This is a genomic window from Luteibacter sp. CQ10 (assembly GCF_040900725.1).
GTDB lineage: Bacteria > Pseudomonadota > Gammaproteobacteria > Xanthomonadales > Rhodanobacteraceae > Luteibacter.
Genome location: NZ_JAEUYM010000005.1, coordinates 117,889 through 132,630, shown reverse-complemented (window position 1 = coordinate 132,630; position 14,742 = coordinate 117,889). Strand labels below are relative to the sequence as shown.

Annotated in this window: 7 protein-coding genes; 5 read left to right on the top strand and 2 right to left on the bottom strand. The window is 67.1% G+C overall.

Annotated features, from left to right (window positions below):
- Window positions 1-99 precede the first annotated feature (99 nt).
- Window positions 100-3,153, bottom strand: coding sequence for a TonB-dependent receptor (locus JNG39_RS18145; protein WP_368313387.1), 3,054 nt, complete (start codon window positions 3,151-3,153; stop codon window positions 100-102).
- A gap of 491 nt (window positions 3,154-3,644) precedes the next feature.
- Here JNG39_RS18145 and JNG39_RS18140 point away from each other — a divergent pair, with 491 nt between their 5' ends.
- Window positions 3,645-5,303: a Na+/H+ antiporter gene (locus JNG39_RS18140; RefSeq protein WP_368313386.1), complete on the top strand. Its 1,659-nt coding sequence runs from the start codon at window positions 3,645-3,647 to the stop codon at window positions 5,301-5,303.
- A 114-nt stretch (window positions 5,304-5,417) separates the two neighbouring features.
- Here JNG39_RS18140 and JNG39_RS18135 read toward each other — a convergent pair whose 3' ends face one another.
- Window positions 5,418-6,203: a TatD family hydrolase gene (locus JNG39_RS18135; protein WP_368313385.1), complete on the bottom strand. Its 786-nt coding sequence runs from the start codon at window positions 6,201-6,203 to the stop codon at window positions 5,418-5,420.
- Window positions 6,204-6,536: 333 nt separating this feature from the next.
- Between JNG39_RS18135 and JNG39_RS18130 the strand changes: the two genes are divergently transcribed.
- The 4 genes from JNG39_RS18130 to JNG39_RS18115 all read left to right on the top strand — a co-directional run.
- Window positions 6,537-8,492, top strand: coding sequence for a S8 family serine peptidase (locus JNG39_RS18130; RefSeq protein WP_368313384.1), 1,956 nt, complete (start codon window positions 6,537-6,539; stop codon window positions 8,490-8,492).
- Window positions 8,493-8,638: 146 nt separating this feature from the next.
- Window positions 8,639-9,076: a hypothetical protein gene (locus tag JNG39_RS18125; protein ID WP_368313383.1), complete on the top strand. Its 438-nt coding sequence runs from the start codon at window positions 8,639-8,641 to the stop codon at window positions 9,074-9,076.
- Window positions 9,073-11,019: a PA domain-containing protein gene (locus tag JNG39_RS18120; protein WP_368313382.1), complete on the top strand. Its 1,947-nt coding sequence runs from the start codon at window positions 9,073-9,075 to the stop codon at window positions 11,017-11,019. Before JNG39_RS18125 ends, JNG39_RS18120 begins: the two co-directional genes overlap by 4 nt.
- A gap of 181 nt (window positions 11,020-11,200) precedes the next feature.
- On the top strand, window positions 11,201-14,742 hold a 3,542-nt coding region (locus JNG39_RS18115), incomplete at its 3' end, for an ESPR-type extended signal peptide-containing protein (protein ID WP_368313381.1).

Below are 14,742 nucleotides of genomic sequence, written 5' to 3'. Positions count from 1 at the left end.
GAAAATATCTTGCGCGGCGAGTCGGAAAAAAAGGCCGCCCATCACTGGGCGGCCAATATCCGGGGAAACGTGCAGCTGTGTTGTCGTTATGTGGATGCCTTAGAGCGTGAAGTCGTAGCGAGCACCGAGGCGCACGTAACGCGGGTCCTGGAACGAGCGGGCGCTCTTGTACTGAGGATCGGCCACGCCGCCGGCCGTCTGGCCGTACTCGTAGTACTGCGTGGCGCGCTGCTTGCCGAGCAGGTTGAAGATATCGGCGCTGAACGTCAGCTTGTGGTCGGCGAAGGCCGGCTTCCAGGCGGCGCTCATGTCGAGCGTGTACGTCCAGGGCGTGCGGCCGAAGCTGCCGCGATGCGCCGGTTCGCCGTTACACCAGAAGTAATTGTTGTGATAGCCGAACGGATCGCCGCCGACCGAAGACGGACGCAGGCCCAGGCAACTCACTGGATAGCCCGACGCGATGCGCGTCACCGTCGAGAACTGCCACTCCTCGGTGGGCGCGTACGTGCCGTAGATACGCAGCTGGTGCTTCTGGTCGTTCGGCAGGTCGCCGTTGGTGTTCTCCATGATTTCCGGGAAGTCCCAGCTTTCCGTCGTCGACACGTCGGCCTGCACGATGTTCGAGTCGAGCTGGCCTTCGGAATTACCGTAGCTGCGCGAATACGTGTAGTCGACCTTGCCGTACCACTTGTCGCTGAACTGATGTTCCAGGTACAGGTCGACCATGTAGTAATGGCGAAGCGGTTTCTGGAAGCCGAGATCGTCGGCGGTCAGCGGGATGCTCAGGTACTGGCCGGGGGCGGGCGACAAGGTAAAGGTGTTGGCCCGACCCGGGTTGAACAGCCAGCAACCCGTGCTGCGACCCAGGCCCGCGGCCACTTCGTCGGACAGGCCATGGGCATCGCCCCAGGCCTGCAGCGGACGCGAGTCGCAGTCGTCGTCGATCAGGCTGCGGAGCTTGCGGAACATCGCCTTGCCGCCGAAGGTCCAGTTGTCGGCAAGCTGCTTGTCGAAGCCGAGGATGTATTCGTCCTGGTAGTACGAGTGCAGCCCTTGCGCGGACACGGTCTTGGCATCGGGCGGGACGCCGTTGGCGCCATTGTTGAAATAGGTACCCGAATAGGCGCCCTGGCCGAGGCCCGTCGGAATGCCGGTGGTCGGATCGATCCCGGTGAAGCTGAAGTACTGCGAGGGAAAGGTCGACGGACCGGCGCCGCGCACCGCCACCGAGGTGGGCAAGCCGAGGTGATAACGGCCCGCGTTGGCGTAGATCTTCAGCGAGCTGTCGCCGTAGACGTCCCAGGACACACCCAGGCGCGGATCGAGCTGGTGGCGCGCGTTGGCATAGGCCTCGCCCACGCCGTTGTAGTTGGTGAACTGCTCGTTGCGCAGGCCGATGTAGGCGTGCCAGCGGTCCGACACCTGCCAGTTGTCTTCGACGAACTGCGAACGCTGGTTGGTGCGTGCGGAGGTACCCGTGGAGAGGGCCGCCGATTCCACGTAATAGCCATTGGGGAAGTCGGCGGGGTTATACAGGGCCGGGTCCAGACCCAGGTTGCTCAGGCGGTCGCGAATGGCCTGGCCGTTGCCGACGTCGTTATAGGTGTAGGACGTGCCGCCCACCGGTACCGCGCCCCACGTGGCGCGAAGCACGTAGTTGTCGACACCGGCGCGCAGATCGTGGTCACCGAGCCGGTATTCGATGTTCACGCTCCAGCCGCGGGTGCTGTCCTTCGCGCCCGGAAGCAGCGAGGTGGTTGCGCCGACCGTACAGCCCGTCTGTGGGTTGCCGGCGAATTCGATACGCTTATCCGTGATGGACGGGCAAGACGCGTTGGCTGCGGTGACGTCCTGCTGGTGGTCCGAATGCGAACGGCCGTACATCGCGTTCACCGTCAGGTCGTCGGTGAGATATCCGGTGTAGTGGCCGATGTAGGTCTGACCGCCCGGCGTGGCATTGGTCTGCGTACCGTTGTAGTTCTTGGTGTACTGGTGGCCGAGGTAGTCGCCCCGACCGGTCTGGTAGTTGTAAGCGTAGATCGAACGGTCGAGGGTCTCGGTGTCGCCGATGCCGGTGAATTCCAGGATGTTGTTGTCCGTGATGTTCCAGTCGATCTTGCCGAGCCAGCGCTTGGTCTTGCTGTTGTCGTGCTCGTCGTCGCTCACCGTGCTGGGGCCGGTGTAGTTTCCGGTCTGCTTGATCCAGTCGGCGGCGGCGAAGATGAAGAGCTTGTCCTTGATGAGGGCGCCGCCCAACGAGCCGGAGTACTGCAGGTTCTCCTGGTCGCGCCAGGTATACGGGTTGCCGCGTTGGATCTGGATACCGTTGCGCTGGGTGACGTTTCGCGGTTGCTGCTGCAGTGAGTCGGGCGACCACAGCACCTGCACGTCGCCCTTCCACTCATTCGAGCCGCGCTTGGACACCACGTTGATCACGCCACCGGTCGAACGACCGTACTCGGCGCCATAGCCGCCGATGAGTACCTGCTCCTGGTCGATGGCGTCGTAGGGAAGCTGGCGGGAGCTGACGCCGGTGAGCGGGTTGGTGGCCTGGAAGCCGTTGATGTAATAGGCGTTCTCCGAAGCCGACGACCCGCCGAAGGAGAGCGCGTTGCCGTAGCCACGGGCTGCCGGCGTGGTGCCCGGTGCGAGCAGCGCCACGGAACTGATCGAGGTGCGCGCAATGGGCAGCTTGCTGAGCTGGTCGGCGGTGAGCACGGTGCGCGAGTCGACCGAGCTGACGTCGATGCTGGGCAGCGAATTGGCCGTGACCTGCACGCCGGTGAGGCTGGTGGCCTCGGCGGCGGTGGCGGCCGGGGCGGAGAACGAAACGTCGGTACCCTGGCTGATCTGCGTGGAAACACCCTTGCGCGAGTCCACGACGGCGCCGTTGTGCATCAGGCTCACGTCGTAGGTGCCGATCGGCATGGAGTTGGCGCGGTAACGGCCGCTGTCGTCGACGGTGATGTCGCGACGCAGGCCGGTAGCGGTGTTTTCGATGTGCACGACGTCGCCGGGCGTGGCCGAACCGAAGATCGAACCGGTGGCGTTGCTCTGGGCGAGGGCGTTGCCCGCGCCGCCGATGGCGACGGCGATCGCGGTGGCGAGGACCAGTCGCCTCCGGTGACGCATGGATCGTGTTGCAAACTGCATGGGACCTACCCTCCTGAGGAGCTACGTGAGGCGAAAAGCAACCCGCACCCGCGCGGCACGCGGATGTTTCGCCCTCACGGGCGGATGGGTCGCGGGATGGGAAAGCAGCCTGGCGCCGTCGCCTCTTGCAGGGCGTACGACGTCAGGTCGTCAAGGCGCGTGCGCGGGCGTGCCTATGGAAGGGGGTAGGAGCGAAAGCGGGTGTGGCATGTCGGTTCTCCCCAAAACGAGCAAAACGCCTGATGGCGAAAAGCCGGTTGCGCGCGTTTCGTCTGCCCCTGAAGCGCGCTTGCCGACGGCGCCGAACCGGCGCGTGAAATTAACGTAAACCCCTGTCCCGCAAGGGAACAATAGGAATAAGTCCTAAGCAGGAAATTGCGATTTTTGAGAGATATTGCGACCTGAATTTCTTTCGGAGAGACGGCCGAAAACGGGGAGGGAACCGCTTGGCCCGCTTGCCCTGGAACGAGCGGCTTGGGTAGCGTCCCGGGATGGATCTCGTCATCACTACCCTCGTCCTCCTTCTCGTCGTTGCCCTGTCCGGCGCCATCGTCCGGTTGCTACCGATCCGGCTTCCCCTGCCGCTGGTCCAGATCGCCCTCGGTGCATTACTGGCGCGCCCGCTCGGCATGCACGTGGAATTCGACCACGAGCTGTTCTTCCTGCTGTTCATTCCCCCGTTGCTGTTCGCCGATGGGGCACGCATACCCAAGCGGGAACTTTTCCTGTTGCGGGGGCCCATCCTCGCGCTGGCCGTGGGGCTGGTGTTCTTCACCATCGTCGGCATCGGCTACTTCGTGCACTGGATGATTCCGACGGTGCCGCTGGCGGTGGCTTTCGCACTCGCGGCGGTGCTATCGCCAACCGATGCGGTGGCGGTCACCTCGATCAGCGGCGGAACGGCGTTGCCGTCACGCCTGGCGCACATCCTTTCCGGTGAGGCCTTGCTCAACGATGCGTCGGGCCTCGTCGCATTGCAGTTCGCGGTGACGGCGGAGCTCACCGGTCATTTTTCCCTGCCCAGTGCCGCGCTGGATTTCCTGCTGATGGCCGTCGGGGGTATCGCCGCGGGCATCCTCGTGGGGCGTGCCTTCGGCCTGTTCCGTCGCCGACTGGTGCGCTGGAGCAGCGAAGTGGATCCGGCGAGCCAGGTGGTCATGCTGTTGTTGTTGCCGTTCGCGGCCTACCTGCTTGCCGAGCATTTCGGCGCATCCGGCATCCTCGCCGCGGTGGCGGCGGGCATGACGCTCAACTACACCGATACCGGCAAGGGCAATTACGTCGCTACGCGCATGCAGACGTTCGCGGTATGGTCGATGGTGGAGTTCACCTTCAACGGGCTGATCTTCCTGCTGCTGGGCATGCAGTTGCCTGGCATCGTCGACGGCGCCAAGCTCGACCTCGCACAGGCCGGCGGTGGCGAGCTTTGGTATCTCGCCGGCTACGTGGTGGCGATCACGCTCGCGCTGGTGGTGTTGCGCTTCATCTGGGTATGGGTCTCCTTGCGCTTCGTGTTCATGCGCGCCTTGCGCAGGGGCGAAAAGCGGCCCAAGGCCGGTCCTCGGCTGATCTGGACGACCGCGCTGGCCGGTGTGCGCGGAGCGATCACGATGGCGGGCGTGCTTTCGCTGCCGTTGATGAAGGACGAAGGCGTAGCTTTCCCCACCCGCGAACTCATGATCTTCCTCGCGTCCGGCGTGATCCTGTGCACCCTGGTGTTCGGTGCCATCGGGCTGCCCCTGCTCGTGAAGGGACTGAAGCTGCCGGGCGAGGATCCGCGCGTGCGCGAGGAACGCAAGGCACGCGCGTTGGCCGCGGAGGCGGCCTTGCGGGGCATCGGCGACGAGCAGAAACGCGTGGAAGACGGTGGCGACGACCGTGCCGTCGCGCTCGCGTCGCGCGTGGCGGCGCGGGTGATGACCGATTACCAGCAGCGGCTCGAAGCGGCGGGAGAGGAGGGCGACGTACCGGAGCGCGCACGCGCCGAGGCGGGTACGGAGCGGCTGATGCGGCTGGCCGCGTTACGTGCCGAGCGCAGTGAATTGCAGGCTTTGCGCCGCAGGCACGAGATCAACGACGAGACCTTGCGCACGCTGGTTCGGGAAATCGATCTGGCCGAGGCGGCGTTGACGGGGCTGCATTCGGACTGAGGCATATCCTTCGCCGATGCGATCGGCTCCCACTCCTCCGGTAGATAGCTCGCGCGAACCTTGCTACCGAAGGGGTGGGAGCCGATCGCATCGGCGAATCATCCGTAGCGAAAGCTACAAACCGAAGAACGCCTCTGCCGTCCGCGTCGTCGACTCGGTCAACGCTTCGCGCGACTCCCCACGATCCCGCGCGACTTCATCGCGAATATGCGCCAGATACATCGGCTCGTTGCGTCGATCCTTCGGCATCGGCCGCAACGTGCGCGGCAACAGGTAGGGTGCATCGGTCTCGATCATCAACCGGTTCGAGGGAATGAGCTTCACCAGCTCGCGCAGGTGCGCTCCCCGCCGTTCGTCGCAGATCCATCCGGTGATGCCGATATGGCAGTCGAGGTCGAGGTAATCGCGCAGGGCCTCGCCGCTGTCGGTAAAGCAATGCACCACCGCCGCGGGCACGCGGTCGCGATAGCGCTTGAGGATGGCGAGGAAATCATGGTGCGCGTCGCGCTGGTGCAGGAAGAGGGGCTTGCCCACTTCCACGGCGATGGCCAGCTGACGCTCGAACACCTCGCGCTGCACCTCTCGCGGCGAGTAATTGCGGTTGTAGTCCAACCCCGTTTCGCCGACGGCCCGCACTTCCGGCTCGGCGGCGAGACGACGGAGCACCTGGTCGGTCGGATCGTCGTAGTCGATGGCGTGGTGCGGGTGTACGCCGGCGGTGGCGAACAGGCGTCCGCCGCTCGCCCGCGCGATGGCCAGGGCGTGCTCGCTTCCCTCGCGGGAGGCGCCCGTGACGATCATCCGGCCCACGCCGTGGGCGCTGGCCCGGGCCAGTACATCGTCAAAATCCTGACGGAAGGAATCGTGGGTGAGGTTGGCGCCGATGTCGATCAAGTCCATGATTTGCTTTGTTTTGAGACGATGGTTTGAATGCGGAGTGCGCGTGTTATCGCCGCGCAAGGTTTTGAATTGAAACGCATATGGACGTCCGAATCGAGTCTTGACGAGACTTTTCGCCTAGAGCGTAAGGCCAGGGAAAAAGATGCTGTCAAAATATTGACGTTCGTATTTTCGTGCTGTTAGGTTCCAAAGACCGTCGCCATGAGGCCGACGCCCGGGAAGCGCTTCGAAGGGAAGAAGACCTTATGCAGGGGATGCCCTTATCGGGCATCAAGGGAGGATGGCCGGCAATCGGTCGTCCACGAGCAGTACCACGAGACAGGGGTAGTGCACATGGTAATCCGCAACAGTGCGAGGGCGCTCGTCGCCTCGCTCGTCCTGGGCTTTGCGCCCGCCGCGTTCTGCGCCAGTGCGGGCGTGTCCGCCACTTTCAACGTATCGAACCTGCATTCGCCGGGTGGGTACGACGGTTTCATCGTGACCTATCGCGACGGCACGCAGGAGCGCAGCAGTTCGGCCGCCGCCACGCAGGCCGTATCCGCGGCGCTGTCGCGTACCTCGGCCACGAGCGCACAGCTTCGCGCGGGCAAGGGCGGCACCGTGCTCGCCACGTACAGCCGCAAGCTCGCCACCGGCGCCGATCTGGTGCGCACGTCGCGCAAGCTCTCGCACGACGATGCCGTGGCCCTGATCCGGCAGATCGCATCCAACCCGGCCGTGAGCCACGTGCAGGCCGACGTGATCATGCGGGCGGGCGACGACGTTCGCGCGACGGACGTCACGCCGTTCGTGCCCAACGATGCCAACTACGCGAAATACCAGTGGCACCTGCGCCCGGCCAACGGCACGCCCGAGACGATCGGCGGCGATACCGTGGCCTACGCCAATCGCGGCGGCGCCAACGTGGCGAACGCATGGAACCTTTCCGACGGCAACGGCGTGGTCGTCGCCGTGCTCGATACCGGCATCACGCAACATCCCGACCTCGACACCTCGCTGGCCGACGCCGGCTACGACTTCATCACCGACGCCTTCTACTCCGGCCGCTCCACCGACGGCCGCGTTCCCGGCGGTTGGGATCCGGGCGACTGGACCACCGAAGACAAATACCTCGCCGTCAACGGCGGTTGCGCGGACGCCGACCATCCCCAGGAAGATTCCAGCTGGCACGGCACCCACGTGTCGGGCACCGTCGCCGAGCTGACCAACAACACCACCGGCATGGCGGGCACGGCGTACAAGGCCAAGGTGTTGCCCGTGCGCGTGCTCGGCCATTGCGGCGGACTCAGTTCTGACATCGCCGACGCGATCGTCTGGGCGTCCGGCGGCCACGTCGACGGCGTGCCCGACAACACCCATCCCGCGCAGGTCATCAACATGAGCCTGGGTGGCGAAGGCACGTGCGGCGACGACGACGTCACGGCCGACGCCATCACGATGGCGATCTCGCGCGGCACCACGGTGGTGGTGTCGGCGGGCAATTCCGACGACGATGCGGCCAACTATTCGCCGGCGAGCTGCCCGGGCGCGATCACCGTGGCCTCCAACGGCATCACGGGCAAGCGGGCGTATTACTCCAACTACGGATCGACCGTGGCGCTATCCGCGCCCGGCGGCGGCATCTATCCCAACGACGCATCGTCGGGCACGTCCACGCCCTACGCCGGCTTCGTCTGGCAGGCGCTCAACGCCGGTGCGCACGAACCGGGCGCCGCCACCTACGGTGGCTACGCGGGTACGTCGCAGGCGGCGCCGCACGTCTCCGGTACCGTCGCGCTGATGCTCGCGGCGGTAAAGGGCGCCAACCTGCCGACGCCGACGCCCGCGCAGATCCGCGGCTACCTCGTCTCCACGACGAAGGGCTTCCCGTCCACGCCGGACGAGCCCATCGGCACGGGCATCGTCGACGCGTATGCGGCGATCGACAAGGCGCTCGGCAACGACACCGGCAATCCCGGTGACGAGGCCATCGTGCTGACCAACGGCGCCGCGCTCACCGGCCAGGGTGGTGCGTCGGGCACCACGATCGCCTACAAGATCGACGTGCCCGCCGGTGCGCGCAACCTCGCGTTCCGCACCTATGGCGGCAGCGGCGACGTGTCGATCTACGTGAAGAACGGCGCGGCCGCGACGTCGACCGCCTACGACTTCACCTCGGCCAGGCCGTCGATCAACAGCGAGACCGTGACCGTGGCCAAGCCGGCGGCGGGCACCTGGTACGTGACCGTGAATGCCGGAACGAAGGCGTTCGCCAACGTCACCGTGCTGGCGAGCTTCACCAAGCCATAGCAGCGACACCGGCCGGCGGATTCGTTCGCCGGCCGTGGACCCGCGTAGGGGGCGCGGTGTCCGTGACGTCTTTGCACCGGCGAGGGGGCCTTCGCCGGTGGGCGTGCAGGGAGGGGTCCCGGCGCCGTTTTTGGGAGGTAAAGGTAATGACTTCACGAACACTGGCACAGGCCGTCGGCCTCGTGCTGACGGGCATGTTTACCGTGGCGGGAGCGGCATACGCCGCCGACACGCCGTCCAAGCAGTCCACCGCGCACGCCGGCGCCGCAAGCGTCCAGGTGGCCATCGATCCGACCACGCATCAGCTGCGCGCACCGACCGATGCCGAGCGGGCCGCCTACGCCAAGGCGATGCAGCAGCGCCAACGCCGGGTGTCGGCATTCTCGGCGCAGCCGCTCACGCGGGCGGACGCGGCCAAGACCGTGCGCACGGTCGACTTCGGCAACGGCATGCGCGGCACGGCCGTCAAGGTGCCGCAGGAAATGATGAGCAGCGTCGTCGCCACCCGCAACGCGGACGGCACGATCAGCATCCACCACGACGGCGACCAGGCCGCGCCGAAGGCTCCGGAGGCCACCCGATGAATCGTCGCGGACTTCTCTACACCGCCCTTCTCGCGGCAGGCCTGCTCGGCGCCATGAGCGTCGATGCCGCCACGATCAAGATCGTCAACCAGGACGTCGGCACCGGCCAGGGCTTCGACGACCACACGCCCGCCACGCCCATCGGAGGTAACCCGGGAACGACGTTCGGTGAGCAGGCGTTCAACGTCTTCCTGTTCGCCGCCGACATCCACGGCGCGTACCTCAAGAGCGACGTCACCATCGTCAACAACGCGACCTTCGAGCCGCTGGAGTGCGACGCCACCGGCGGCGTGCTGGGTTCGTCGGGCCCGGTGTCGGTGTTCACCTTCGATTCGCCGCAGGGCAACGTCCCCGCGAATACGTGGGTGACGGGCGCCGAAGCCGACGCCATCGCCGGTGAAGACGGCGATCCGGGCAATCCGGACATCCAGAGCCAGTTCAACGGCGCCCTGGGTTCGCCCGGATGCATCGAGGGTTCGAAGTGGTACATGGGCCTCGACCACAAGGTTCCCTCCGGCCAGATCGACTTCCTCAACGTCGTGTTGCACGAGATGTCGCATGGCCTGGGTTTCCTTGGCCTCGATAGCCTGACGACCGGCCTGCCGTTCCAGGGCAATCCGGACATCTACAGCTATTACGTCAAGTACAAGGGCACGCCCTGGTACAGCCTGACGAATGCGCAACGCGTTTCCGCGGCCGTCGACGACGGCAACCTCGCGTTCACTGGTGCCACCGTGGTGGCCGAGGCGCCGCTCGCGCTGTCGCAGCCCGACATCTACCGCGTGTCCGCGCCGGCCGGCGCCGTGGGTGACTATCCGTTCGCGCAGGCCAGCTTCGGGCCGCTCGCCACCGGTTCGAATTTCTCGGGCGCCGTGGTGCAGGCCGTACCGAACGACGGTTGCAACGCGATCACCAACGCATCGGCCATCGCCGGCAAGGTGGCGCTGATCGATCGCGGCACCTGCGATTTCACCGTGAAGTCGCTCAACGCGCAGGCCGCCGGCGCCACCGCCGTGCTGCTGGCGAACAACCAGGCCAGCGCGGTCACCCCGGGCGGCACGCCCGCCTCGCCGGTGAACATCCCGGTGATCCTGGTGAGCCAGGCCGACGGCAACAAGCTCAAGGCCAACCTCTCCGGTCTCACCGGTGCGGTGACCAAGGGCAACGGCCTGGCCGGCACCAACGCCGACGGCGTGCAGATCTATGCGCCTACCGTGCTCGCGGGCGGCTCGTCGTTCTCGCACTACGACACGCGCCTCACGCCCAACGCGATCATGGAATACGCCATCAACCAGGATCTGCGTGGCGAAATCGACCTCGACCTCGGTCCGGCGCTGTTCAAGGACATCGGCTGGGGTATCGACTACAGCAACCAGCTGCTGCTGACCTGCGACACCGGCATTCCCCGGGTGGTGCCGGGCGGCATGATCATCGGCGCCAACGTGATCGCCAACGCGAAGATCCTCGCCGGGGCTTCCACCGACGTGGGTGCCTATCGCAGCGCGATCACCGCCTACGCCTCGCAGCTCGCCGCCGACGGTCTCGTCACCGCCGGCCAGGCCAGCAGCCTCAACGCATGCCTGTCCGATGCGGAGACGCAGAAGCAGTTCGACGCGTGGGGCGCGCCGCCTCCGCCCCCGGGCATCGCGTTGAGCAACAACGTCGCGTTGACCGGTCAGAAGGGAGCGGTGGGTGCCACCAAGGCGTACACGCTCGACGTGCCGGCCAACGCGAAGACGCTGAGCCTGCGCACCTACGGCGGCTCGGGTGACGTATCAATCAGCGTGACGGACCCGTCGGGCAAGGTCACGACGCAGCCGAACCGTCCGGGTAACTCCGAGCCGTTCACGGCCGCCAAGCCGGCCAAGGGCACCTGGACGCTGACCGTGAAGGGAGAGAAAGCGTATTCGGGCGTGAGCGTCCTGGGTACGTACACGAAGTAAGCGACGGCGAAAGAGGCCCCGTCCGCCGGGGCCTCTTTCCTTCGCGGCATGGGGTACGGGGTAAGGGGAACGGTTTTGGACGGCAAGTCCGCCGCGACGGCGACGGACGGGCGACGAACCGCGCAAGGCGCGGTGCGCGCATCTATTCGCTCTTGAGCGGCCACCTGGGAGGAAGTTTTTCGTGAATACCATTTACAGCAAGGTTTGGAACAAGTCGCTGGGCATGCTCGTGGTCGCGTCGGAACTCGCGCGCGCGAACGGCAAGGGCGGGTCCGCCAAGCGTGCGCGCGCCGCGATGGCGGCGCTGCCCCTGGCCGCCGGCATGCTGCTGGCGCTGGGCAGCGCGCCGGCGCACGCGGGCGACGGCAGCAACGTCTGCGGCGGCTACCTGCTTGGCCTGCAGGGCAAGGCGCCGGTCGCCAAGGGCGCCGATGCGTTCGCCTGCGGCACCTCCGCCAAGGCCGGCGGCGAATACAGCACGGCCGTCGGCACGAAGGCGAAGGCCAACGACGACGGCACCGCGTACGGCTATGACGCGCAGGCCACCGGCGCGTGGTCCACCGCACTGGGTCAGTCCTCCCGCGCCATCGGTACCGATACCGTGGCGGTGGGCGAGTCCTCCGTGGCGAGCGGTTCGGCCAGTTCCGCCTTCGGCACGGACGCGCAGGCCACGGCGAAGAACGCCGTCGCGCTCGGCAGCGACAGCATCGCCAATCGGGCCAACACGGTCTCGATCGGCTCGCAGAACGCCGAGCGGCAGCTCACCAATCTTGCCGACGGTACGCAGTCCACCGACGCGGTGAACAAGCGCCAGCTCGACAAGGTATCGACCAACGTCACCGGCGTGTCGAACAAGGTGGATACCTTGTCGACGTCGGTCGACAAGGTATCCACGCGCGTCGATGGCGTGGAGGGCACGGTCAGCCAGCTTTCCGACGATGTCGACGGTGTGTCGCGCTATCACCAGGCCACCGGCAACAACGACGGCACCGACGACGCGCAGGCGCTCGGCCAGTTCGCGACGGCGACGGGCTCGGGTTCGTTCGCCGCCGCCGACGGCGCCACCGCCATCGGCAGCGGCGCGGTCGCTACGGGCAATCAGTCCACCGCGACCGGTTACGGCAGTGTCGCCGACGGCGACGCGAGTGCGGCTTACGGTGCCGGCGCGCAGGCGACCGGCGCGCAGAGCATGGCCTTCGGCGACCATGCGCTTGCGGCCGGTTCGCTCGGCTACGCGGCGGGCGCGAATGCACAGGCGATGGGTGTGCAAGGCATCGCGCTGGGCGCTTCGGCGAATTCCTCCGCCGACTACGCCATGGCCATGGGCTACAAGAGCGAGGCGCTCGGCGAATCGAGCACGGCCGTCGGCGGCCAGGCGAACATTCTCTACGGCATTCCCGGCGGTGCGGCGTTCCTGCATACGCAGGCGCTGGGCTATGGCGCCACGTCGTTCGGTGCCGGTGCCTATTCGCGTGACTATGGCACGGCCGTGGGCCTGCTCGCCGCGGCGGGCGGTACGCGCGGAACCGCACTGGGCTGGAGCGCGGCGGCTTACCAGAACAACGCCACGGCACTGGGCGAATTCGCCATCGGCTACGGCGAGAATGCCACGGGCGTGGGTGGCGAAGCGGCGGCCTATGGCAATAACTCCATCGCGCTCGGTTACCAGTCAGGCACGTCGCTCGACGATACGATCTCGATCGGCTCGCGCAGCACGGCGGTATTCGAGGGTGCCGTGGCGCTGGGTGCGGGCAGCTACGCGAACAACGCCGGTTCGGTGGCGCTGGGTTCGGGCTCGATGACCGTGCGCGACAATACGGTGTCGGTCGGTGCGTCGCAGGATTGGGTCGATCGCAACGGCGTGGTGCATGCCGCGATGACGCGGCAGATCACCAACGTCGGCGCAGGTACGGAAGCGACCGACGCGGTGAACAAGTCGCAGTTGGACGAGGTGGCGAGCAGCGTGAGCGACGCGAGCCACTACTTCAAGGCGAGCGGCAACGGCGACGGCAGCGACGATGCGCAGACCATCGGCCAGTACGCCACGGCGGCGGGCTCGGGGGCGTTCGCGGGCGCCGACGGTGCGAGCGCGTTCGGATCGGGCGCGGTGGCGACGGGCCAGCAGGCGACGGCGTCGGGTTACGGCGCAGTGGCCTCGGGCCAGAACAGCGCCGCCTACGGCGCGAACGCGCAGGCGACCGGTCCGGGCAGCGTGGCGGTGGGCGGCAATGCCGTGGACGAAAACGGCAACGCGCTGATCACCAACGGCGGCGTGCCGGTGGACACCGGCGCGACGAGCGCGGGCGTGGGCGGCACGGCGGTGGGTGCGAGCGCGACCGCCAGCGGCTTCGCGGCAACGGCCAACGGCGTGGGCGCTTACGCCTCCGGCGCGGAAGCCGTGGCCTTGGGCGCCGTGGCCAATGCCACGGGCGATCTTTCGACCTCGCTGGGATCGGAGTCGTTGGCCGATGGCGTGCAGTCGACGGCGGTCGGCGCGGGCGCGGCGGCGTACAGTGACGGTTCGACCGCGCTGGGTAGCGCGGCCAGCGCGGTGGGCGTGGGCAGCGTGGCGGTGGGTGCCTCGTCCAGTGCCTATGGCGATGTGTCGACGGCGGTGGGCCCCCAGAGCACCGCGGCGGGATCGCAGAGCATAGCGATCGGCTGGATATCCAACGCCACCGGCGAGTCCAGCACGGCGATCGGCAGTTTCTCGACGGCTTCCGGTGACTTCTCGACAGCGGTGGGTACCGGCAGCACGAGCGACGGCGTGCGCGGCACCGCGATGGGCATGAATGCCAGCGCCAGTGGCCTCAGAAGTACGGCGCTCGGCAGTGCCAGCCTGGGCCTTGGCGACTACAGCACGGCACTGGGCGATCGAGCCTATGCCAACGGATATTCCGTGGCACTGGGCGAAGGCAGCACGGTGTTTGCACAGTATGGAGCGGCACTGGGAACCGAAAGCAGGGTGACCGCCAACAACAGCGTGGCTCTGGGTTACGGTTCGCTTGCCGATCGCGAGAACACGATCTCGGTAGGTGCGGCCGCTCCGTGGGAAGACGCTTACAGCGGCACCCTCTATCCGGCGGCCACCCGGCAGATCACCAACGTGGCCGCGGGAACGGAAGCGACAGACGCGGTGAACAAGTCGCAGCTGGACGACGTGGCGAGCAGCGTCAGCGACGCGAGCCACTACTTCAAGGCGAGCGGCCTGAACGACGGCAGCGACGATGCGCAGGCGCTCGGGCAGTACGCCACGGCGGCGGGCTCGGGTGCGTTCGCGGGAGCGGACGGTGCGAGCGCGTTCGGCTCGGGCGCGGTGGCGACGGGCCAGCAGGCGACGGCGGTGGGTTACGGCTCGGTCGCGACGGGCCAGAACAGCGCGGCGTTCGGCACGGGCGCCGAGGCCGACGGCCCGGGCAGCGTGGCGGTGGGCGGCAACGCGGTCGACGAAGACGGCAATCCGCTGATCACCAACGGCGGCGTGCCGGTGGATACCGGTGCCACGAGCGCGGGTGTCGGCGGCACGGCCGTGGGTGCGAGCGCGAACGCCAGCGGCTTCGCCTCGACGGCGAACGGCGTGGGTGCGTTCGCTTCCGGCGCGGAAGCGGTGGCCATGGGTGCCGTGGCCAATGCCACGGGCGACCTTTCGACGTCGTTGGGTTCGGAATCGTTGGCCGACGGCGTGCAGTCGACGGCGGTCGGTGCGGGTGCCGCGGCGTACAG

What these genes read in the sequence shown, in the direction of transcription:
- JNG39_RS18145 (WP_368313387.1), bottom strand. Translation starts at nt 3,153, where the DNA reads ATGCAGTTTGCAACACGATCCATGCGTCACCGGAGGCGACTGGTCCTC.
- JNG39_RS18140 (WP_368313386.1), top strand. Translation starts at nt 3,645, where the DNA reads ATGGATCTCGTCATCACTACCCTCGTCCTCCTTCTCGTCGTTGCCCTG.
- JNG39_RS18135 (WP_368313385.1), bottom strand. Translation starts at nt 6,203, where the DNA reads ATGGACTTGATCGACATCGGCGCCAACCTCACCCACGATTCCTTCCGT.
- JNG39_RS18130 (WP_368313384.1), top strand. Translation starts at nt 6,537, where the DNA reads ATGGTAATCCGCAACAGTGCGAGGGCGCTCGTCGCCTCGCTCGTCCTG.
- JNG39_RS18125 (WP_368313383.1), top strand. Translation starts at nt 8,639, where the DNA reads ATGACTTCACGAACACTGGCACAGGCCGTCGGCCTCGTGCTGACGGGC.
- JNG39_RS18120 (WP_368313382.1), top strand. Translation starts at nt 9,073, where the DNA reads ATGAATCGTCGCGGACTTCTCTACACCGCCCTTCTCGCGGCAGGCCTG.